The organism is uncultured Winogradskyella sp. (assembly GCF_963975125.1).
Taxonomy (GTDB): domain Bacteria; phylum Bacteroidota; class Bacteroidia; order Flavobacteriales; family Flavobacteriaceae; genus Winogradskyella.
The window spans coordinates 1-21,615 of sequence record NZ_CAXBGB010000026.1; the positions used below are offsets into that span (position 1 = coordinate 1).

Below are 21,615 nucleotides of genomic sequence, written 5' to 3' on the forward strand. Positions count from 1 at the left end.
CTTGCTCTTGCTCCATCCAATCCATTGTAGCAGCACCATCATGTACTTCTCCAATTTTATGCGAAACACCTGTGTAATAAAGAATACGCTCTGTAGTCGTGGTTTTTCCTGCATCAATGTGCGCAGCAATACCTATATTTCTAGTTAATCTTAAATCTCTTGCCATTTCCTATTAAAATCTAAAGTGAGAGAATGCTTTATTTGCTTCTGCCATTTTATGAGTATCAACTCTTTTCTTAACAGCCGCTCCTTCTTCTTTAGCTGCTGCTAAAATTTCTGAAGCTAAACGCAATGCCATAGATTTTTCATTTCTTTTACGAGAATAGCTTATTAGCCATTTCATTGCCGTAGAAACTTTACGGTCTGGACGAATTTGCATTGGAATTTGGAATGTTGCACCACCAACACGACGGCTACGAACTTCTACGTGAGGCATCACGTTAGATAAAGCTTCTTTCCAAACTTCTAAAGCTGTTTTTTCGTCATCATTTTTTTTCTCCTCAACAATATCAATTGCATCATAGAATACTTTAAAAGCTACAGACTTTTTACCATCCCACATCATCATGTTAACAAAACGTGTTACTAACTGATCATTAAATTGTGGATCTGGTAAAAGCGGTCTCTTTTTTGCTGCTCTTTTTCTCATGTCTTCTTCTTAAAGTTTTAAATTACTTCTTAGGGCGTTTTGCACCATACTTAGATCTACGTTGCGTTCTTCCAGATACACCTGCTGTATCTAGAGCACCACGAACGATGTGATATCTAACTCCTGGCAAATCTTTTACCCTTCCACCTCTAACCAATACTATCGAGTGCTCTTGTAAATTGTGACCCTCTCCACCAATGTATGCATTTACTTCGTTACCGTTTGTTAAACGAACCCTTGCCACCTTACGCATTGCTGAGTTAGGTTTTTTAGGTGTCGTTGTATAAACACGAGTACATACACCACGTCTTTGAGGACACGAATTTAAAGCAGCCGATTTACTCTTCTTGGTTATTTTGGCTCTTCCTTTTCGTACTAATTGTGAAATTGTTGGCATATATTTCTATATAAAATTTTATTAACCCTCACTTTTGAGGGCTGCAAAGGTAGGAATTAATATTAATTATTCAAACAGTTGAGAATTTATTTTTTAAAGAAATTTCACGTTTCATTTTATACATATATATAATGGTCTATTTTTACGTTATAATAAGCGTATATTCTATTAATTTTTAATGTCAATCTTTATTCGTTTTACATTTTTTATTTTCCTTTTGATTTTTTCAAATCAAGTCTCTGCACAATCCATTAAACTAAATGTTAAAGCAGAGCATACTGATAAAACCAAAATTATAGATTCATTAGGCTATAATAAAGAATTTGACAATTATACTTCTATAGAAACAGAAATCTACGCATTAAAAAGTAAGCTTACCAGACTTGGTTACATTGATACAACTATTGAAAGTATAACGAAACAAAATGACACCTTATTTATAGCGAAATTCTTCTTAGGCAAAAAAATAAGTAGAATTAGAATTGAATATGACCCAGAATTTAATGTTCAGTTATTAAATTTTATTGATCATTCTAAAGGAGATAATTTCTTTGAATTAGATATAACTCAACTTGAAAGCTCTTTAAACGAATTAAACTTTAAAATTGCCGAACAAGGTGATCCGTTTTCAACTCTACAGCTTGTGAATATATCGAAGTTGAACTCCAGCATAATTACAGCAAACCTTAAAATTGTTACTAATCAAAAAAGACGTATTGATAAAATCATTGTTAAAGGTTATGAAAATTTTCCCAAGTCCTATATAAAACGATTTTTAAAATTAAAGACTGGAAAATCATTCAACTTAAATGCTATTAAAGAAAAGGTTGAATTATTGGAAGATTTGCGTTTTGCAAGCCAGATTAAAGACCCTGAAGTCTTATTTACAAAAGACTCAACCACACTATATCTATATGTCGAAAAAACCAGAACCAATAACTTTGATGGTTTCTTAGGTTTTGGAACCAACGAAAACACCAATAAAATAGAGTTTGATGGTTATTTAGATTTAAGACTTATTAATAATCTTAATTTTGGTGAAACCCTAAATTTACTCTATAAAAGTGATGAAATAGACCAACAAACTTTTAAAGTTGATGCTGATTTACCTTATATGTTTGGCTCACCTGTTGGACTACAGGTTGGGCTTAATATCTTTAGAAAAGATTCTACTTTTTTAAATGCTAACCAATATACCAAAATAAATTATCAGGTTAATGCGCAGCATAGAATTGGTGTTGGGATTACATCAACCAATTCAACAAATCTTCTTGAAAACGACACGGCTACATTAAATGATTACAAGTCTAATTATTATACACTAAATTATAACTATACAAAGGCGCAATTTTACGATCTACTATTTCCCATAAATTTTCAGTTTGATTTATCTACTGCACTCGGAGAAAGAACTAATAATGTTGGCAAACAAAAACAAAGCGTATTTATTGTAGATACTTATAAAATTTTCAACCTCAACCCTAAGAATAGCATTTATACAAGATTAAATGCTGCTTTGTTAACTTCAGATGATTACTTAGATAATGAATTGTTTCGTTTTGGTGGTATTAACTCTATTCGTGGTTTCGAAGAGAATAGTTTAGTTGCCAATCTCTATGGTGTTATTAATACAGAATATCGTTATCGATTAAGCAATAGTATATATGTGCATTCGGTTATAGATGCTGCATATTTTGAAAACCAACTCACAGATAACAAAGAAAAGCTTTTTGGTTTTGGTTTTGGCTTAGGACTACTCACAAATTCTGGGCTCTTCCGTTTAAGCTATTCAAGTGGAAAGACTGAGAACAGACAGTTTAAATTATCAGACTCTAAAGTTCATGTGAGTTTAACCGCTACTTTTTGATTCTGTTTCAATATCTTTGCTCCATTAATACCCATAATGGGCATTTAGCTATAAATGGTTAATACCAGTCGAAATAGCTAAAAAATTATCAATGATTTAGGATATTTTAAATAGATGGAAAAAGCGACTACAATTTTTGGAATTCGTGCTATTATTGAAGCCATTAAATCTGGCGAGACTGTGGATAAAGTTTTTCTACAGAAGGGATTAAGAGGGGAATTATTCCATGAACTAGAGCATTTATTAAGATCTGAAAGTATTAACTCCTCTTATGTACCAATTGAAAAATTAAACCGATTAACTAGAGGGAATCACCAAGGAGCAGTAGCTCAAATTTCCCCTATTGAATTTCATAACATAGATGATTTAGTAATACAAGTTATTGAATCTGGCAGAACACCATTGTTTCTTTTATTAGATCAATTAAGTGATGTTAGAAATTTTGGAGCTATTGTAAGAACAGCTGAATGTACTGGTGTTAATGGCATTATTATTCAAAAAAAAGGTGGTGCACCAATAAATGGTGACACTATTAAAACTAGTGCCGGAGCAATTTTTAAAATGCCTATTTGTAAGGTAGATCATATAAAAGATGCTGTTTTTCACATGCAAGCTTCTGGCATTAAGGTTATTGCTGCTACCGAAAAAGCTAAGGACTTTTTGTATGAAGTATCTTTTAAAGAACCATGTGCCATAATTATGGGTTCTGAAGGTAGAGGTATTAATCCGTCAGTTTTAAAAGTAGTTGATGCACAAGCTAAACTTCCTATTTTAGGAGAAATTGAATCTTTAAATGTTTCGGTAGCCTGCGGCGCTTTTTTGTACGAAGCTGTTAGGCAACGTAGTTAATCTTCTCTTTTCTTAAAAATGTATTTGATTTTTGGTGATTTATTTATTTTAGATTCATTTTCAGCATCGAGTTCTGGTTCTGGTTCTGGTTCAAATTCTATAAAGTTTCCGTCTTCATCAAAATGGCGCATAAAAGGATCATTTTCCTCATTGTAATTGGGTTGTTCCCATCTATATCTTTCTGGCTTAGCCACTTGCTTTCTAAAGATTAATGCAAAAACAAGTCCTGTAATTAATCCCGCTAAATGTCCTTCCCAAGACATTCCCATTTTTATCGGGAACACATACCAAATCATACTTCCATACAGAAATATGACCATTAATGATAACGCAATCAATCTATAATACTTCGCAAAAATGCCTTTAAAAAAAATAAAACTTACCAATACATATATCAAACCACTTGCTCCTATATGATTTCCTGATTTCCCTATTAACCATGTTAAAAATCCTGAAAGCAGAATACCATATAAAATGACTTTCCACGCTATTTTTTTATAAAAATAAAAGAGCGCCAAAGACAATACAAAAAGTGGAATAGAATTATTATAAATATGATCTATGTCTCCATGCAAAAATGGGCTAGTAAAAATACCCAAGAGTCCTTCTAACTTTTGAGGTCTAATCCCAAAGGATTTAATACCATAATCTACACGTACTTGATACCAAAATACCAGCCATATTGCGAACACTATCAGTAAAGGATAGATGATCACACTGTTAGAGTACTTAAATTGTTGCGTGGACATGTTAAAATTTTCTATTCTTACTTCAAATTTATGACCAAAACATGATACCATGAAATATTGTCATAACTGTTTACTAAAAGCACGATAATTTTCATTGGCATTTTGTAATTTTATATCATGAATACTCCTCTAGCAGAAAGGCTCCGTCCAAAAACACTGAACGACTACATAAGTCAGCAACATTTGGTTGGAAAAGACGGCATGTTATACCAGCAAATTAGAAGTGGAGTTATTCCGTCTCTTATACTTTGGGGACCACCAGGTATTGGTAAAACAACTTTAGCGAACATTATAGCTAATGAATCTGAACGTCCATTTTTTAAATTGAGTGCTATTAATTCTGGTGTTAAGGACATTAGAGAGGTTATAGACAAAGCCAAAAAAAGCGGTGGCTTGTTTACCGCAAAGAACCCAATTTTGTTTATTGATGAAATTCATCGCTTTAGTAAATCGCAGCAAGATTCACTTTTGGAAGCTGTAGAAAAAGGTTGGGTAACATTGATTGGTGCCACAACTGAAAACCCAAGTTTTGAAGTCATTTCAGCACTACTATCGAGATGCCAAGTTTATACATTAAATGCGTTTAGCAAAGCTGATTTAGAAGCCCTATTACAACGTGCTTTGACTGAAGATGAGACTATTTCAAAATTGAATATCGACTTAAAAGAAACAGATGCATTGTTGCGTTTATCTGGTGGTGACGCAAGAAAACTGCTGAATATTTTTGAATTGCTAGTGGCTTCTTTTGAAAACGAACCTGTCGTCATTACAAATGATTTAGTAACGAAGCAAGTACAGAATAAAGCAGCTCGTTATGATAAAACTGGCGAACAGCATTACGATATTATTTCTGCATTTATAAAGTCTATTCGCGGAAGCGACCCAAATGCAGCTGTCTATTATTTAGCAAGAATGATTGAAGGAGGTGAAGATGTTAAATTTATTGCCAGACGATTACTTATTTTAGCGAGTGAGGATATAGGAAACGCAAACCCAACGGCTTTAGTTATAGCAAATAATACCTTCCAAGCTGTTGCTGTTATTGGCAATCCTGAATCTCGTATTATACTTAGTCAGTGCGCCACCTATTTAGCGAGTTCACCTAAAAGTAATGCCGCTTATGAAGCCATTAATAAAGCACTACAATTAGTTAAAGAAACTGGTGATTTATCAGTACCTATTGCTATTAGAAACGCACCAACCAAATTGATGAAAGAACTAGGCTATGGCAACAAATACAAGTATAGTCATAATTACGAAAACAACTTTGCAGCTCAAGAGTTTCTTCCAGAGGAAATAGCAAACACTAAATTATACGAACCAGGAAATAATGCAAGAGAACAAGCCCAGCGAAATTATTTAAAGTCGCTATGGAAAGAAAAATATGGTTATTAAATAAGTATTAGAAATTTAAAACTTAATATTCAGTGATGTTTTTTCACCAAGTATTCCGTCATTTTCGGAATAGTACCAAAACCCATCTTCCTTAAAAACAATCGCACTTTTATCTTTTACTATAAAAACATTTTTTGCTGCTGTGGCGAGTAAAATCATTACTATTTTTGGTTCTGAATTTACCAATTGATAACCATTTTTGATTGCTTGAGCATAGTAAAGGTTGTCTCTGTTTTTTTTAACAGATGATTGCATTTGAATATTTTTTTGCGGCTTTTGCTTTTTATCTTTACTTGATGTTACTTTATCTGCCACCTCCTCTTGTGTTTTTTTAGATTCTACTTTTGGCTTTTCTTTAGGTTTAGCAATAATACTTTCTTTAACCTCTATTTGAGCGTTAATATGAACATATTGATATTCCAAATTTTGAAACGTTTTAAAAGCATTTCTTAATGCCTCATTGTATGCTCTATCGTACTTTTTTAATCGCGATTCACCGATCTGAGATTTCATAACCACAGTACCGAAACAATCTTCGAGAACAATTTCTAACTTCGTTTTAAACATTCCTCCTTGAACCTTTGTAACTTTTGAAATTAAACCCAAGCATCTTTCATTTTGCAAATCCACAGGAAAATCATCATCCGTAAAAAAAGCTTGGTAGCCATATTTATTAAATAGAAATTTAGTGATTGAACTTAATTGATGTTGATCATCACCTGTCGTAAAATTAAATGCTTTAGGTACAATGATATACTTGTAATTATTAATATCTTTTTGAGCGGTACCGTAAAAACTTATAAGAATAAATGAAACTGTAAATATTATTTTCTTAAACATATTTTTTTTTATTTAAAGATGATTTTCAATGGCTTTTAAGTTAGTAATTCTTTTAAAATTAAGAGTTTTATGAGTGTCTTTATAGTCAAAATGAATTGTATCCATCCCAATGTTGTTAGCACCTACAATATCTGCTTCAATGCTATCGCCAATCATTATACTTTCATCTGCATTTGCATTAGCTATGTCTAAAGCAAAATTAAAAATCTTTGGATTTGGTTTTTTTACGCCTACCATTTCAGAATTGGTAATTGTTTTAAAATAATTTCTAATATTTGAAGTCGTCATTTTTCGTTCTTGTGCTTCTTCAAAACCATTTGTAATAATATGCAATTCATAATTTTCTTGGAGGTAATCCAAAATTTCAAAAGTACCGTCAAACAAGTGATTGAATGTTGTGAGGTGGTCAATGTAGGCCTCTGATAAATGATTTATAATGTCATCTTCAACGGTAATTTTTATTTTATCAAAAGCTTCTTTCAGTCTTCCATAACGCAATACTGATTTGGTTACTTTTTCTTCTCTATAAAGTTTCCAATAATTAAGGTTAATGGGTTCGTAAACTAGCAAAAAATCTTTAAGTTTAACATTAATATTGTTTAGCTTAAATATCTTTTCAAAAGTTAAACCAGAGTTTTTATCAAAATCCCAAAGTGTATGATCTAGATCGAAAAACACATGTTTTATTTTTTTCGTCATTCTGCAGATTCAAGTATGATATTAAATAGCGATCTGTAACCTTTCCAACGGTCTAAGTCACTGAAAGTATAATTATGAAATATAGCTGTAAACGTACCATTTACAACTTTAACTTCATCTATTAGCTTTTGTAAATGCTCAGTTTTATCTAATTCTGATTGATACTTTAATAAAGCAAAATCTAAGCAATGATATGGGTTAATTTGTAGTGGTGTTTGTACTTCGTAATCTAAATCGTAAAACTGAAAAGGTGTACAAGTACCAGCTCTAAAACCTAAGGTATCAATATAACCCATTGTAAAATCTTGGTTAATTTCTAACTCCACTAAATTTCGATAAGAAGTAGGTAAATTTAATTTTGAAAACGAATGACGTACCGCTTTTAAATCTGTATTCGTAATTGACTCCATCTTAAGTTTTTCCTTTTTTAAAATAGATATATCATCTAAAGAAAAATAGGATGCTTTTATGCCAACATCGCAATAGTCTGCAACCGATTTAATTAATGAAACAAATTGCTTCTTGTTACTATTTATGTTTTTATCATAAGTAGAATAATCGCCAATTAAAAAAAGCACAATAAATTTAAAACTGCTTTGTTTTTGCTTGGTAATTACCCACTTAAATGTATCATAAGGGTCGCGCTTAAAACCCATTAACACCAAGTAACGTTGATACAATTGCTTTAATTTAAATCTCCCTAAATCGTTTAGTGTACCACCAATAGTTCGCAACAAGCCTTTTTGCTTAAAATAATAAGCTGTTGGTACATCTATAACGGGTTGAATTTTATAGGTTCTCTCTGGAAATTCGTAATCAGCAAATCGCTTTTTTAAAACCACCTGTAGCTTATATGCCCAAATATCTACTATAGGCTGACTTAAAAACCGATGATTATAAGCTAAACTTTCTTTTGCCATAAACCTACCATAATCATCTTTAACATGCGGCATATATTCTTCATAGCGACTCAGTAAATAAAATGAGGCTGCAAAAATATCGAAGGGTAAATCACTACGTTCTCCAGTTGCAAAAAAGCCTTTTGTATTGTCCCATGTTTGCACATTGATATCTATATCTGATAAACCATTCTCAAACAATAATTCGTTACTTCTTACAAACAACTCGTTACTTAATGGCTGTTTGGTGTAAGACATTTTAAGACTATTGTGTGCAATAAAATCTTCAATCTTAGAGGTAAAACTAACTTCTAAACCGAGAATGCGTTTGCAAATATGCCTAAACGTATAAGTTAAACGTGGTGTGATTTTGTGCGTGTAAACTAATAGCATTATATAATTTCTTCGTCTGCGAAACTAAAATACGCTTTCTCGGTTACAATTAGGTGGTCTAAAACTTTAATATCTAAACTTTGCGCAGCTGTTTTTAATTTTTGAGTAATATTTCTATCTGCTTTACTTGGTTTTAAAGTGCCAGATGGGTGATTATGGCAAAGGATTAAAGCTGTTGCTCCAACTTCTAATGCGTTTTTTAACACCAAACGCACATCAACTAAAGTTCCAGTAATTCCACCTTTACTCAATTGATTTTTTTTAATGACTTTATTAGAATTATTGAGATACAAAATCCAGAATTCTTCATGTGGTAATTCTCCTAAAATTGGTTGCATAATGTCGTAAACCGAACGGCTAGATGTAATTTTCTCTAATTGTAAACCACCTTCTAATCGGCGACGCCTTCCTAATTCTAATGCAGCTGCAATAGTAATTGCTTTGGCTTCACCAATACCTTTAAATTCCATTAACTGCTTAATCGATATTTTTCCTAATGCATTAAGATTATTATCGACACTTGCCAAAATCCTTTTGCATAAATCTACTGCACTCTCTTCTCTACTACCAGAGCCTATAAGAATAGCAACTAATTCAGCATCACTTAGAACTGCTTTTCCTTTATCTCGAAGTTTTTCTCTAGGCTGATCGCCTTGTGACCAATTTTTAATTGAAAATGAAGTCGGTTTTTCTGACATGCACTAAAGATAAAAAATTGTAATTTTAAGCGTCTAAATAAATCAATTAATTACAAAATCTATTTAAAAAAATAGATCCTGCAACAGATTCAGGATAACAAAACATGAATTATCCACCAAAACATCACCAAGACAACAATATCAATCACATGGTTGATGTGATTAAGACCTATCCTTTAGCCACTGTTATTTCAGTAAAAGATAACGAGCCATTAATAACACATTTGCCATTGGTTTATAAAAAAAATAAACTCATTGGTCATATTGATATTTACAATCCACAGGCTAAACTTTTAAAAGATGATAATGAAGTCACCATCATTTTTTCTGGACCAGAATGCTATATTTCACCAAGTATTTATTCAACGACTCAATTACCAACTTGGAACTATATTAAAGTGCATCTAAAAGGAAAAGTTAAAGCTATAAAAGATAAAATAGCTTTAAAACAGTCTCTAATTATCATGACGGAATTCTTAGAAGCACCAGAACATAAGTATGCTTTAGAATCTAACAATCTACGTTTAGACAAAAACCTCAACTATATTGAAATGTTTGAAATTGAAATTATTAATTGGGAAGGAAAATTTAAACTCTCACAAGATAAAAAACCAATTGACACTAAAGCCGCTCGTGAAGAGTTAGTTAGAGCTAATCAAGAGAGTATTCGTTTATTTTTAGATAAAGTATTTTAAAAATGAAATATGTCTCACATATATCAGTAGTTTTAATCCTTATTATTACTCAGAACTTAATTGCTCAAGAATTAGTTGGCTTTGATGACCGTTACATCAATGAAAATTTAATTTACAAAGTATCTAATGACTCACTATTTACAGGAATCTGCGAAAGAAGACGCAAAAACGGACACCTTGTTTTAGAAGAAACATTTTACAAGGGAACTATACTAAATGCGAATTACTATTACAATGGTAAACAAAAGATTATGTCTGATAGTATTATTTACCATCCAAAAAAACCATACACGTATAAAGAATTATATCGCTTTAACTTAAAATCTCAAATGACCGAAAAGAACAGCTATGATACTAATGGGAAGTTAATACTAGTTGAAAACTTTGAAAATGGCAAACTCACTTATAGTTGTCAGTATAATGGCAAGAAAAAGCATGGAAAAGAATTTTGCTCCTCCAAAGAAGGTGAAGTGTTAGAGTTTGAATATATCAATGGCAAAAAAGTTAAAACAAAATCAAATTAAATCATTTTCTTTAAGCCTTTTGTCTTTTAGTTTGATAGTCCCAAAAGAATAAACCACCTTCGTTTTATAACGAATTATAACTTGCTATTTCTTGAATTAGAAACTGCTAAACATTCAACTTAAAACTTAAAATCAAATGCCATTAACGTTATTATCTTCACCTTTACAAGGGTTTACTGACTTCCGGTTTCGGAATGCCTTTAACCACTATTTTGGTGGCATCGATACGTTTTACGCTCCTTACATTCGCTTTAATAATAAGTTAATTATTAAAAATTCTTACCAGATCGATTTACAAATCGAAAACAATACTGAGCTCGAAGTCATTCCGCAGATTATGACTAATAAAGCTGACGAGTTTTTATTCGTAGTCGATTATATTCAAAGTTTAGGTTATAAGGAATTAAACTGGAATTTAGGTTGCCCATACCCAATGGTCACCAAACGCGGTATGGGTTCTGGACTCATCTGCGATCCAGATAAAATCGATCATATTCTAGATCGTGTGCATAAAGAAACAGACATTGTAGTGTCTATGAAAATGCGAATGGGTTACGAACATGCCGGCGAAATTTTAGATACCTTTCCTATGCTAGATAGTTATCCGCTAAAAAGTATTGCCATTCATGCACGTATTGGTAAGCAACTTTATAAAGGTGGTGTTGACTTAGATGCTTTTCAAAAATGTATAGAAAGTACCAAGCACAAATTGTATTACAATGGAGATATTACCTCTGTTGCAAAGCTGAAAGAAATGCAAGCCCGTTTTCCAAGCATCGATCATTTTATGATTGGCAGAGGTCTTATTGCAGATCCGTTTTTACCAAGCATGATTAAAAACGATACCACAGAATATCCCGAAAACAGATGGGAAATTTTTAGAGAATTTCACGATACCATATATCATCAATACGATGCTGCACTTTCTGGCCCAACTCCTATTAAAATGAAAATTCAAGGCTTCTGGGAATTCTTTGCGCAGTCGTTTTCAAATCCTCAGAAAACGTTTAAGAAAATTAAAAAAGCGAATAATCCAAGAGCGTATCAACAAGCAGTTGCTGAGATTTTGAGGAATGGGTAGAGTTTTTGGATATCCTTTTTGAATATCTTATGTTTAAAAACACCCCTAAAGTCCCCTCAAGGGGACAATCTATATTTTGAATTTTAAGTTTCAAATTCTACTTAAGTTTTATAGTCAATAATATCGCTAAATATTTTTTCAAAAATTTCAAAATGGTAGTAGTTGTTAAAACTCAAATTAAATAAAACCAACTCATATCTCAAAATCTTAGTAAGAATCATAAACCAATTATTAAATATAAGTTTAAGAAAAAACTATAAAGCTAATATTGTGGATTGTCCCCTTGAGGGGACTTTAGGGGTGTTTTAAAATTTGATAAAGTAACTAAGCAGAGAAGTTTTCAAGTATGAACAATCAAAGCATTTCGACTACGTTCAATGTGACAGCTAGGTTAATATGATATTTTAAAAAACTTCATTTCTTTATTAGTTCTGAATGACAAACCAAACTGTCATTCAGAGGGAAGCATGACCGAAGAATCTCAAAAAACACAACTATATAACTTCTATATTTGCAAACACACAAACAGAACTATTGAAAGACCTCTTACTCATAACACCTCCATTCACGCAACTAAACACTCCGTATCCTGGCACAGCTTATCTTAAAGGGTTTCTGAATACAAAAGGAATTGACGCGTTTCAAATGGATTTGGGTATCGAAGTAATTTTAGAACTTTTCAAAAAAGAAACCTTCGAAGAAATTTTTAGATTGGCTTTTGAAGACGACCGCATACAGTCCGAAAACTGTCAACGCATCTATGCACTCAAAGACCATTATTTACAGTCTTTAGATGATGTTATTCTATTTCTACAAGGTAAAAATCAAACTTTTGCACGCCAAATTTGCACCACTAACTTTTTACCACAAGCCTCTCGCTTTGCACAATTAGACGATATGGATTATGCGTTTGGTGCGATGGGAATGCAAGACAAAGCCAAACATTTAGCAACGCTTTATATTGAAGATTTATCGGACTTTATTGTGGAATGTATTGATCCTGATTTTGGATTCAGTCGCTACGCAGAGCGCTTAGGACAAAGTGCCAATGCCTTTGATGAACTCTATGCACAATTACAAGATCACGAAACGTATATCGATCAAATCACATTAGAATTATTAGAAGTTCAGCTTAAAAATATACAACCAAAACTGGTATGCTTCTCAGTGCCATTTCCAGGGAATTTATACAGTGCCTTTCGTTGTGCACAATATATAAAAGCACATTATCCTGACATTAAAATAGCCATGGGAGGCGGATTTCCAAATACCGAATTACGTTCAGTAACTGACATCAGAGTTTTTGAGTTTTTCGATTTTATCACCTTAGATGATGGTGAACTGCCAATTGAGTTATTGCACAATGCAGTACTCAACAACGAAACCGAATTCAAACGTACTTTCATTCTCGAAAACGGAGTCGTTACTTATAAAAACAACACCACAAAACCAGATTACAAACAGCAAGACGTTGGCACACCAGATTATTCAGATTTGGTATTAGACCGTTATATCTCTGTCATAGAAATTGCCAACCCAATGCACAGTTTATGGAGCGATGGCAGATGGAACAAACTCACCATGGCACACGGCTGTTATTGGGGAAAATGTACCTTTTGCGATATATCCTTAGACTATATAAAAATTTACGAACCCGTTGCTGCCAATCTATTGGTAGATCGAATGGAAACGCTAATTGCGCAAACTGGCGAAACCGGATTTCATTTTGTAGATGAAGCCGCTCCACCTTCACTGATGAAAGCTTTAGCGCTCGAAATCATTAAACGAAAACTAAGCGTCACCTGGTGGACAAACATACGTTTCGAAAAAAACTTTACACAAGATCTTTGCGTCTTACTAAAAGCTTCTGGTTGCATTGCCGTTTCTGGCGGATTGGAAGTTGCCTCTGATCGTTTATTAGCTTTAATTGATAAAGGAGTTACTGTAGAACAAGTCGCGCAAGTGACACGCAATTTTACCGAAGCTAATATTATGGTACACTCGTACTTAATGTATGGCTACCCAACGCAAACCATACAAGAAACGATTGATAGTTTAGAAATGGTACGTCAGTTGTTCGAAGTTGGAGTGTTACAATCTGGCTTTTGGCATCAATTTGCCTTAACAGCGCATAGTCCTGTGGGTTTACATCCTGAAGAGTACGGCATTACACCGAATTATAAAAACATCAGTTTTGCCAATAATGATGTCGATTTTACTGACCAAACAGGTATAGACCATACGCAGTTTAGTTTTGGATTAAAAAAATCGCTCTTTAATTTTATGCATGGTATTGGGTTTGATTTGTCGTTGCAAGACTGGTTCGATTTTAATGTACCAGACACCAACATAGACCCAGATTTTATTTACAACTGTTTAGCACAAGAACCAACGTTTACTATTAAACCAACAGCAAAGCTAGTTTGGTTAGGTACCTTACCTCTAGTTTCTGAATTTTATAAAACGAAAAAAGGAACGACTAAAGACTTTTTAGAATTCACATTTCACGATACAGCAGACAGTTACCAGATTACAACTGAAAAAGATAAAGGACTTTGGCTTTTAGAAACCCTAGAACAACTTTCACCACAACACAAACCACAAACCTTTGGGCAATTAAAAGCCAATTTTGAAACCCAATTTGAAGATTTTGAATTGTTTTGGTATTCTAAACCTATTGCTGTTTTGCGTGATACTGGCCTTTTGGTTTTGTAGGTTTTGGTTTGAAATAATTTCAAAAAGTATACTACTATGTATACTTTTTATTTGTTTTGTATACATATTTGTATACTTTTATGAAATAAAACATACTTATATGTATACAAAATTCAACTTATGAGAAATAAACATAAAATACTCATAGAGCAATTAGATCATAAATTAGCTGAATTTAAAGGTGCTTCAGCGGTAACGATTCCAGAAAAAGGCTGGATTCATACCATCAGAACTACTTTAAATATGACAATGGATCAATTGGGCGCGAAACTGAATAAGACAAAAGGTGCAGTTCAAAAAATTGAAGAACGTGAAGCTACAGGTCAAATAACAATTCATAAATTAAAGAAAGTAGGAAAAGCATTAAATATGAAATTAGTCTACGGTTTTGTTCCCGAAAATGAAACCATTGAAAACCTAATTAATTTTAAAGCTGAAAAATTGGCTAGAAGAATTGTATTAAGAACCAACCAAAATATGAAGCTAGAAGACCAAGGTATAAGTGATGAGAAAATCAACGCATCCATAATAGATTTGGCTAACGACATTAAAAGAGAAATGCGAAAATCATTATGGGATTAGATTTACACTATAAAAACGGACAGACTCCTTTAGATGAAAACGAAAAAGAAGGTCTCAAAATAAAACCCATAACGACACAAAAGGAATTAGACGAATTTGAACAACTAAACATCGAAAAAGCTGTTGAGTGGTCCATTAGCACCAAATTAAAAAAAGAACACATCTTAACAGAAAAATTTATAAAAGACTTACATAAAAAAATGTATGATGATGTATGGAAATGGGCTGGAAACTTTAGAACCTCTGACAAGAATATTGGCATAAAATGGACAAACATTAGTACCGAATTAAAAACCTTACTAGACGACGCCAACTATTGGGTGGATAACAACACCTATTCACCAGAGGAAATTACGATTAGATTTAAACACAGACTTGTAGCTATTCATTGTTTTCCAAATGGAAATGGTAGACATTCTAGACTAATGGCAGATATAATTATGGAATCTATTTTTGATAAAAATATATTCTCTTGGCATAGCTCAAATATGGTAAAAGCGGATGAAGTAAGGAGAGACTACATCTCAGCGTTGAAGAAAGCGGATAATGGGAATATTGTTCCTTTAATAGCGTTTGCCATGACCTAAAACAAACCACAAACCTTTGGATAATTAAAAACCAGTTTTGAAACCCAATTTGAAGATTTTGAATTGTTTTGGTATTCTAAGCCTGTTAATGTTTTGCGTGATTCTGGGCTTTTGGTTTTGTGAATTGCCTGTATTACCTTTCTGTCACATTTAGCCTAGTCGAAATGCGTCTATAAAAGTATACATATTTGTATGATTTTTAAATTGAAAGAATACAAATATGTATACTTTTATTATTTGTCAATTTATATGATGACTTATCTATTCTAAGATTTGTCTTCTTGAAATATTTCGTCGAACTTAGTTAACGCATAACTTGAATTATTAGAGCAATTTTCGAATATCAAACGTGAATTAATTGGAATGAATAATTATAATCTATTAATCCTTTATTTTTCTCATTATCAATCCATGCTTTTTCTTCATGGCTCAATTTTCTTATTTCAGAAGCATTGTGCTTTTTAAATTTATTTACAATTTCATTTAAAACTTTTATTTCATCAACATCGAACAAATCATTATTGAAAGTTTTTGATGGAGACTTTTGAAATATTTCTCCAACCATCCCATTTGGATACTGGACGGATATCAAATCCACAATGTCTTGGTCAGCAAGATAATCAAATAGAGTTCTGAATTTTTTGGGAACTGGTCCGTGAGTGTGTGCAAAATATCTTGTTCCACTAATTGAAACACCTGTCAATTTATAATGCAAGAAGTCAGAATAAAATAATAATTTATTCATTTTAGTTGAAGTTGGGTTTACTTTTTCTGCGAAATAAACTACCATTTCAACAAGTTTATTAAAGTTAGGTCTCTTATAGCCAGAAAAATTATCTGGCAAAAAATTATAATCAAAAACATAATCGATTAATACTTGTTTCCTCTCATTCTTTTCTCTTACAATCTTAACTTTAGCTATATTTTTTAAAAACTTCTCTCTTTGTGTTTCCGAAATATCATTACTCCCTTTTATCAACACTTTTAATGTCCCTAAACTATTTATTACCGCTTTTAATAAGGCAGAATTAGCTAAACTAGGAACTTCACCTTTTTCATAATTTCTAAAACTATTTGCACCTAATCCTAAAATCTTTGTTATATCTGCATAACTAAAAGAGTATTTTTCTCTAAACATTCTAATTTCATCTGCAAAAGGAACATTATGTTTATCCCTGTACTTATTATACACTTGATTTAAATTAAATTCATCTAATTCTGTGGTTGTGAACGATTCTTCACTGTCTGTGCAATAATAACTTTTTCGGTTATATTCAAATTGCTCTTTTCGAAAAACCAAAATACTTGATTCAATTTGTAAGGTCATTTCCTTACCTGTGATTGGACTTTTCATAATTGTTTGTTTTTATTAGTTTTCAACCTTAAATGGAAACTCCATAAGATATTCAGCTCGATGAAAAGAAATGCAAATTGGACTTCCGGTAACCTGTGAAATTGTTAATTTGATATACACTTGCTGATTATTTATAATTTTTCCGAAGACCCACATTTCATTGCCTCCTTGTTGAGTTTCTTCAAGCGGACCCTCACTGTAATCTTCAACTTCAAGATTCAGTATTATTTCTTCACGCATTTTTGCTGTAATGCCTAAATCTGCAAGATTCTGAATACTATTTTTAGGACGATTGGAGAAGATAATGCCCAAAGCTTTACTAAGCGGCTTCAGTTCTTGTAAAAAAGATTTCACAATAGATTTTTCAACCATTTGTACTTGCTAAATTCAAGGCAAATATAAAAAATAAATTAAAAATTACACTATAAAGTGAAGTTATTAACAAAATATAAACATTTTACCAACTTTAAAGTCATAATACAATATCCGAAATTCATCTAATTAATTGCTAAATCACTTAATCAGATTTAAAGAACTGGATTAGACACAGTGCAACAAAACGACTAACAACGCTTCAAAAAAAATCTAATTAATGTATCTTACCAACCTATTTGAAAAAGAAAAATATGCAAGACAATAAAACCCTAAATTATATAAAAGCTATATTAAAGAACATGCCAACAGACTGGTTAAGTCTAACAACGCATCGCCTAGATATTTACAACGAAAAATTAGCCAAAACGCAGTTCTTAAATCAATTTGAAAACCTATATAATGCAAATACTACTGAGTCAGGAGCACTCTATGAATTACCAACGGCTTACGATTATATTAGATTAGGTCATCCTTTATCTTGTGTTCTAGAATGGGCAATTGCGAACTTGCATCAGCTACAAGCAGAACATGTGATTAGTTTTTCGTCACAGACGGTTCCTGTTTTGGCAATTCTAAGAACTAATTTATTAAAGTATAAAAACACACAAATTCTTTACACCAAAGAGTTACCAGCCTTTTTTGATGCAGACCTCATAAAGCGTGTGTATGGTTATAACTTCGAGTTAAAGCAAGTTGAGAGTGCAGAAGCGGTTTCAGACTTTAATGGTAGTACGGTTTTCATTTCAGAACAAAACGACATCGCTACAAGTCAACTCAACCCAAATATTGATTTCTATATTAATCTATATGCTCATTTAGGAAGTCTATTAGTCGTCAATGGTGCGGAAAATGCTAATTACATTTCAGACATTCAGCATGTGAGACGTCGCGAAACGATTGCCATGACTCCTGTAAATTGTGTTGTCGCTTTAAAAGCTTTAACAGAACACTCTCCAATTGCTACTCAAAACAGTATTTACGAGACTAACAAAACAAGTGTTTTAAATTCAATAAAAGACATTACTGGAACAAGGTCTAAGCCTATAGTTGGTTCTAGTGGACTTTCTGTACAATATGCCATTATGATGGGATTAGTAGATTATGCCTTAGAGAATTATAACGGAAAGGCGATTAAATTTGTAGTACCTACAAATTGTTATGGTGGTACAAATGACCAAGCGAGACGTGTTGCTGCATGTTTAGATAATGTGGAAGTGGTGGATTTGGCTGTTGATGGTGACAATGATATGGTACAAAGTATCAACACCGTTTTAGACAACATTGCGCGCGACGATGCGATTCCTTATATCATTGCAGAAATACCAACCAACCCAAGAGTTGAAGTTCCTGATCTACAAAAATTAAAAGAAGCGTTGCGTGCAGAACGTAAAACGGCTTCTGGTGAAATTGCTATCGATCCTGTTTTTATTTTAGATCAAACTTTTTGCCCTAATATTCACTTTTTAGGAGACGATGAAATCCTTTCATCCATAAGAACGATTTCTTATGCTAGTGGTTCTAAATTTCCGAGTGGCGGAAAATGTACTGCTGGTTATTGCGTAGGTAATACAAAAGCAGATGCGCTTATGGAAAAGATTGCACTGCATATTCAACTTTGCGATAACGAGGCTACTGAACTTCAAATGGATATATTAGCAAAACAATTGCCATCAATGAATCAGAGAATTGCTGATGCTTATAAAAACACGCGTGAATTCGTAAATTTTATCCACGAGACGTTGCCAGAAGCGAAAATCAATTTTGTTTCAGAGGAATTAGCAGCACAAGGATTTACACCTTCTGTATTTTCATTAGATCTTCCAACAAAAGGAAATACACCTGCAGAAAAGGAAACTTACAAACGCCAATTGAATCATAAGCTAATCAGTTTAATGATTACAGAAATCCCTAACGAAAGTAAGTACTGTGTAAGTTACGGACAGTTAAAAGGTAGTTATTGGACCATACCTGCAACCTCTACACAAGGTACCACTAAAGAAGGCGACAAGGATTATATTGCACGTGTTTCATTGTCTCCATATTTAGATTTGGAACTTCATAAAAAAGTCTTTGCAGATTTTGTTGAGAGTATTTAAAGACCTTTGTCATTCAGAGGGAAGCATGACCGAAGAATCTATATTTATCACTAATATTGTTAAGTGAGATTCTTCACTCGTACCTCGTTCTGAATGACAAAAAAAATAATACGTTAATACAAATGGAAATTTTAGACTGGATAGAAGATTGGTTCAAAAGTAATTGTGATGGAGATTGGGAAAAAGCTGAAGTGATTCAGATTACCACATTAGACACTCCAGGTTGGGATGTAGAAATTGATATCTCAAAAACATCAATAGCCAATTTAGAAATAAAGTGGATTCTTAACGAAATCAATCGACAAGATTGGTATGGTGTTAAAGTTGAAAATCAGAAATTTTTAGCAGCAGGTGATGCCGGAAAACTCATTTTCTTATTAGACTTGTTTAGGCAGATGATTGATAAAATTGAGAATGAATAAAATCCTGAAACACGTTCAGGATGACAAATCTATTTCTCTGGCTGATCTGTAATGTGCTCTTTTCTTTTACGTCCAAAGGTTGTAACTTACAACAACTAAACCACCAACCAAATGACGATTAAGAAAATTGAAATTGCAAAACTTTCCGAATTAGTAGATAACCAACCCATAAATGCCTTAGTTAAAAACACAGATTTAGTAATCACTAAACATAAGACAGGCATATCTGTTTTATATGGTAGATGCTTACATAGAGGTGCACTAATGGCAGATGGTTACGTAGATGGTGATAATCTTATTTGTGGTGTTCACGGATGGGATTATAGAGTTGATACTGGTGTTTCAGAATATAATGATAAGGAAGTACTTCATAAGTTTCAAGAATATATAGAAGGAGATTCGCTTTTAGTTGATGAAAATGAAATTGTTGCGTTTGAAACTAAGCATCCACAACCTTTTAATCGCGACCAATATTTAGGTGCCTATGCAGATACACATCCTGAAGACACAGAACCTTATACAGGTTATATAAAAGAGCTCGCTCAAAATGGTTTAAAGAATATTGGACATCATGGATTTTCAGCATCCATGGGAGTAGATAGAAACACATTACCTAAATGGAATGATATTCAATTTCTTCCTGCTCAATTAGCGACAAGACCTTTATTAGATCATGAAGACGTAGCGACTAAAGTGGTTATTGGTCCTAAGGCAAAAAAGCCTTTACATCTAGATATTCCTCTTTTTGTAAGCGATATGAGTTTTGGCGCTTTATCTCGAGAGGCAAAAATTGCACTAAGTAAAGGAGCAGAACTAGCTGGCACAGGAATCTGTTCTGGTGAAGGTGGTATGTTGCCAGAAGAACAATCAAGCAATTCGAAATATTTTTACGAATTAGCTTCAGCCCAATTCGGATTCTCTTGGGATAAATTAGATAATGTACAAGCGTTTCATTTTAAAGGTGGACAAGGTGCCAAAACAGGAACTGGAGGTCATTTACCAGGCAATAAAGTAAGTGCAGAAATTGCAGAAGTTCGTGGACTTAAAGAAGGTGAAACTGCTATTTCACCAGCAGCAAACCCTAATTTTCATACGGTTCAAGATTTTATAGATTTTTCAGAAAAAGTAAGAGAACGTACTGGCGGAATTCCAATAGGTTTCAAAATTGCAGCAAGTCATATCGAAGCAGATATTCAATTCGCTTTAGATTGTGTTGTAGATTATATAATTCTCGATGGTCGTGGCGGCGGAACTGGTTCTGCTCCAACAATTTTAAGAGATCATATCAATGTACCAACAATTCCTGCTTTAGCAAGAGCTCGTAAATATTTAGATAAAGTAGGAGCCACTGATGTTACTTTAGTAATTACTGGTGGACTTAGAGTCGCTGAAGATTTTGCAAAAGCGTTGATGCTTGGTGCAGATGCCATTGCAGTATCAAATTCTGCATTACAAGCTATTGGCTGTTTAGGAATGCGTGCTTGTGGATCTAACAACTGCCCAGTTGGTATCGCTACTCAAAAAGAATCATTGCGAAGCAGACTTATTATTGATTCGTCAGCAAAGCAATTACACAACTATTTTGATGCTACCAACAATCTCATAAGAGTTGTTGCTAGATCTTGTGGCTATGACGATGTTACTAAATTTAACCATAACGATCTATCGACATTCGATACTGATATGCATAAGTTAACAGGAATTAATTACGCAGGAATTCTTTAATTATGTTCGAAATATGTGTTGGTC

At 32.9% G+C, this 21,615-nt stretch carries 22 protein-coding genes; 12 read left to right on the plus strand and 10 right to left on the minus strand.

Annotation, left to right across the window (positions count from 1 at the left end; translation table 11 throughout):
- From AAC053_RS05480 to rpsL, 3 genes are all read right to left on the minus strand, one after another.
- On the minus strand, positions 1 to 166 hold a 166-nt coding region (locus AAC053_RS05480; protein ID WP_339753901.1), incomplete at its 3' end, for a GTP-binding protein.
- A 6-nt stretch (positions 167 to 172) separates the two neighbouring features.
- Positions 173 to 649: a 30S ribosomal protein S7 gene (gene rpsG, locus AAC053_RS05485; protein ID WP_339753826.1), complete on the minus strand. Its 477-nt coding sequence runs from the start codon at positions 647 to 649 to the stop codon at positions 173 to 175.
- 22 nt (positions 650 to 671) lie between these two features.
- Positions 672 to 1,046, minus strand: coding sequence for a 30S ribosomal protein S12 (rpsL, locus tag AAC053_RS05490; protein WP_069676145.1), 375 nt, complete (start codon positions 1,044 to 1,046; stop codon positions 672 to 674).
- 217 nt (positions 1,047 to 1,263) lie between these two features.
- Here rpsL and AAC053_RS05495 point away from each other — a divergent pair, with 217 nt between their 5' ends.
- The gene (locus AAC053_RS05495; protein ID WP_339753831.1) at positions 1,264 to 2,913 is read left to right on the plus strand and encodes a BamA/TamA family outer membrane protein; all 1,650 of its coding nucleotides are present in this window, start codon (positions 1,264 to 1,266) and stop codon (positions 2,911 to 2,913) included.
- Positions 2,914 to 3,027: 114 nt separating this feature from the next.
- On the plus strand, positions 3,028 to 3,762 hold the full coding sequence (gene rlmB / locus AAC053_RS05500; RefSeq protein ID WP_339753834.1) for a 23S rRNA (guanosine(2251)-2'-O)-methyltransferase RlmB: 735 nt from the start codon (positions 3,028 to 3,030) through the stop codon (positions 3,760 to 3,762).
- Here rlmB and AAC053_RS05505 read toward each other — a convergent pair.
- On the minus strand, positions 3,759 to 4,511 hold the full coding sequence (locus AAC053_RS05505) for a rhomboid family intramembrane serine protease (RefSeq protein ID WP_339753837.1): 753 nt from the start codon (positions 4,509 to 4,511) through the stop codon (positions 3,759 to 3,761). The two genes, rlmB and AAC053_RS05505, sit on opposite strands and share 4 nt — an antisense overlap.
- A gap of 117 nt (positions 4,512 to 4,628) precedes the next feature.
- Between AAC053_RS05505 and AAC053_RS05510 the strand changes: the two genes are divergently transcribed.
- Positions 4,629 to 5,906, plus strand: coding sequence for a replication-associated recombination protein A (locus AAC053_RS05510; protein WP_339753839.1), 1,278 nt, complete (start codon positions 4,629 to 4,631; stop codon positions 5,904 to 5,906).
- Between the two features lie 15 nt (positions 5,907 to 5,921).
- Here the strand turns inward: AAC053_RS05510 and AAC053_RS05515 are convergent, their stop codons facing one another.
- The 4 genes from AAC053_RS05515 to radC are packed head-to-tail and all read right to left on the minus strand — an operon-like array spanning position 5,922 to position 9,435.
- On the minus strand, positions 5,922 to 6,746 hold the full coding sequence (locus tag AAC053_RS05515) for a hypothetical protein (protein ID WP_339753842.1): 825 nt from the start codon (positions 6,744 to 6,746) through the stop codon (positions 5,922 to 5,924).
- Between the two features lie 12 nt (positions 6,747 to 6,758).
- Positions 6,759 to 7,445: a YjjG family noncanonical pyrimidine nucleotidase gene (locus tag AAC053_RS05520; protein WP_339753845.1), complete on the minus strand. Its 687-nt coding sequence runs from the start codon at positions 7,443 to 7,445 to the stop codon at positions 6,759 to 6,761.
- Positions 7,442 to 8,737 carry a polysaccharide deacetylase family protein gene (locus tag AAC053_RS05525; RefSeq protein WP_339753848.1) on the minus strand — a complete coding sequence of 432 codons (1,296 nt, stop codon included), beginning with the start codon at positions 8,735 to 8,737 and terminating at the stop codon, positions 7,442 to 7,444. The genes AAC053_RS05520 and AAC053_RS05525 overlap by 4 nt, the downstream gene beginning before the upstream one ends.
- Positions 8,737 to 9,435 (minus strand): DNA repair protein RadC, encoded by a 699-nt coding sequence (gene radC / locus AAC053_RS05530; protein WP_339753849.1) that lies wholly within the window; start codon positions 9,433 to 9,435, stop codon positions 8,737 to 8,739. Before radC ends, AAC053_RS05525 begins: the two co-directional genes overlap by 1 nt.
- Before the next feature lie 104 nt (positions 9,436 to 9,539).
- Between radC and AAC053_RS05535 the strand changes: the two genes are divergently transcribed.
- The 6 genes from AAC053_RS05535 (at position 9,540) to AAC053_RS05560 (ending at position 15,619) form a co-directional block, all read left to right on the plus strand.
- Positions 9,540 to 10,130, plus strand: coding sequence for an FMN-binding negative transcriptional regulator (locus AAC053_RS05535; protein ID WP_339753851.1), 591 nt, complete (start codon positions 9,540 to 9,542; stop codon positions 10,128 to 10,130).
- Between the two features lie 2 nt (positions 10,131 to 10,132).
- On the plus strand, positions 10,133 to 10,654 hold the full coding sequence (locus AAC053_RS05540; RefSeq protein ID WP_339753853.1) for a hypothetical protein: 522 nt from the start codon (positions 10,133 to 10,135) through the stop codon (positions 10,652 to 10,654).
- Between the two features lie 136 nt (positions 10,655 to 10,790).
- Positions 10,791 to 11,735 carry a tRNA-dihydrouridine synthase family protein gene (locus AAC053_RS05545; RefSeq protein WP_339753855.1) on the plus strand — a complete coding sequence of 315 codons (945 nt, stop codon included), beginning with the start codon at positions 10,791 to 10,793 and terminating at the stop codon, positions 11,733 to 11,735.
- Positions 11,736 to 12,269: 534 nt separating this feature from the next.
- Positions 12,270 to 14,450: a B12-binding domain-containing radical SAM protein gene (locus tag AAC053_RS05550; RefSeq protein ID WP_339753858.1), complete on the plus strand. Its 2,181-nt coding sequence runs from the start codon at positions 12,270 to 12,272 to the stop codon at positions 14,448 to 14,450.
- Between the two features lie 120 nt (positions 14,451 to 14,570).
- A complete protein-coding gene (locus AAC053_RS05555) occupies positions 14,571 to 15,032 on the plus strand; it encodes a mobile mystery protein A (protein WP_339753861.1) in 462 nt (153 codons plus the stop codon).
- On the plus strand, positions 15,023 to 15,619 hold the full coding sequence (locus tag AAC053_RS05560) for a mobile mystery protein B (RefSeq protein ID WP_339753863.1): 597 nt from the start codon (positions 15,023 to 15,025) through the stop codon (positions 15,617 to 15,619). Before AAC053_RS05555 ends, AAC053_RS05560 begins: the two co-directional genes overlap by 10 nt.
- Before the next feature lie 343 nt (positions 15,620 to 15,962).
- Here AAC053_RS05560 and AAC053_RS05565 read toward each other — a convergent pair whose 3' ends face one another.
- The gene (locus AAC053_RS05565; protein WP_339753866.1) at positions 15,963 to 16,973 is read right to left on the minus strand and encodes a type II toxin-antitoxin system antitoxin SocA domain-containing protein; all 1,011 of its coding nucleotides are present in this window, start codon (positions 16,971 to 16,973) and stop codon (positions 15,963 to 15,965) included.
- A gap of 15 nt (positions 16,974 to 16,988) precedes the next feature.
- Positions 16,989 to 17,345, minus strand: a complete 357-nt coding sequence (locus AAC053_RS05570) for a hypothetical protein (RefSeq protein WP_339753868.1) — start codon at positions 17,343 to 17,345, stop codon at positions 16,989 to 16,991.
- Positions 17,346 to 17,599: 254 nt separating this feature from the next.
- On the opposite strand from AAC053_RS05570, the gene AAC053_RS05575 reads away from it, so the two are divergent.
- The 3 genes from AAC053_RS05575 (at position 17,600) to AAC053_RS05585 (ending at position 21,591) form a co-directional block, all read left to right on the plus strand.
- On the plus strand, positions 17,600 to 19,444 hold the full coding sequence (locus AAC053_RS05575; protein WP_339753870.1) for a cystathionine beta-synthase: 1,845 nt from the start codon (positions 17,600 to 17,602) through the stop codon (positions 19,442 to 19,444).
- Between the two features lie 122 nt (positions 19,445 to 19,566).
- Positions 19,567 to 19,866: an immunity 53 family protein gene (locus tag AAC053_RS05580; RefSeq protein WP_339753873.1), complete on the plus strand. Its 300-nt coding sequence runs from the start codon at positions 19,567 to 19,569 to the stop codon at positions 19,864 to 19,866.
- 111 nt (positions 19,867 to 19,977) lie between these two features.
- On the plus strand, positions 19,978 to 21,591 hold the full coding sequence (locus tag AAC053_RS05585) for a glutamate synthase-related protein (protein WP_339753875.1): 1,614 nt from the start codon (positions 19,978 to 19,980) through the stop codon (positions 21,589 to 21,591).
- The last annotated feature ends 24 nt before the right edge of the window (positions 21,592 to 21,615 follow it).

Coding starts and splice junctions, on each gene's coding strand:
- AAC053_RS05525 (WP_339753848.1), bottom strand. CDS start 8,737: ATGCTATTAGTTTACACGCACAAAATCACACCACGTTTAACTTATACG.
- AAC053_RS05520 (WP_339753845.1), bottom strand. CDS start 7,445: ATGACGAAAAAAATAAAACATGTGTTTTTCGATCTAGATCATACACTT.
- AAC053_RS05555 (WP_339753861.1), top strand. CDS start 14,571: ATGAGAAATAAACATAAAATACTCATAGAGCAATTAGATCATAAATTA.
- AAC053_RS05515 (WP_339753842.1), bottom strand. CDS start 6,746: ATGTTTAAGAAAATAATATTTACAGTTTCATTTATTCTTATAAGTTTT.
- AAC053_RS05560 (WP_339753863.1), top strand. CDS start 15,023: ATGGGATTAGATTTACACTATAAAAACGGACAGACTCCTTTAGATGAA.
- AAC053_RS05570 (WP_339753868.1), bottom strand. CDS start 17,345: ATGGTTGAAAAATCTATTGTGAAATCTTTTTTACAAGAACTGAAGCCG.
- AAC053_RS05575 (WP_339753870.1), top strand. CDS start 17,600: ATGCAAGACAATAAAACCCTAAATTATATAAAAGCTATATTAAAGAAC.
- rlmB (WP_339753834.1), top strand. CDS start 3,028: ATGGAAAAAGCGACTACAATTTTTGGAATTCGTGCTATTATTGAAGCC.
- rpsG (WP_339753826.1), bottom strand. CDS start 649: ATGAGAAAAAGAGCAGCAAAAAAGAGACCGCTTTTACCAGATCCACAA.
- AAC053_RS05510 (WP_339753839.1), top strand. CDS start 4,629: ATGAATACTCCTCTAGCAGAAAGGCTCCGTCCAAAAACACTGAACGAC.
- radC (WP_339753849.1), bottom strand. CDS start 9,435: ATGTCAGAAAAACCGACTTCATTTTCAATTAAAAATTGGTCACAAGGC.
- AAC053_RS05540 (WP_339753853.1), top strand. CDS start 10,133: ATGAAATATGTCTCACATATATCAGTAGTTTTAATCCTTATTATTACT.
- rpsL (WP_069676145.1), bottom strand. CDS start 1,046: ATGCCAACAATTTCACAATTAGTACGAAAAGGAAGAGCCAAAATAACC.
- AAC053_RS05565 (WP_339753866.1), bottom strand. CDS start 16,973: ATGAAAAGTCCAATCACAGGTAAGGAAATGACCTTACAAATTGAATCA.
- AAC053_RS05545 (WP_339753855.1), top strand. CDS start 10,791: ATGCCATTAACGTTATTATCTTCACCTTTACAAGGGTTTACTGACTTC.
- AAC053_RS05580 (WP_339753873.1), top strand. CDS start 19,567: ATGGAAATTTTAGACTGGATAGAAGATTGGTTCAAAAGTAATTGTGAT.
- AAC053_RS05535 (WP_339753851.1), top strand. CDS start 9,540: ATGAATTATCCACCAAAACATCACCAAGACAACAATATCAATCACATG.
- AAC053_RS05505 (WP_339753837.1), bottom strand. CDS start 4,511: ATGTCCACGCAACAATTTAAGTACTCTAACAGTGTGATCATCTATCCT.
- AAC053_RS05585 (WP_339753875.1), top strand. CDS start 19,978: ATGACGATTAAGAAAATTGAAATTGCAAAACTTTCCGAATTAGTAGAT.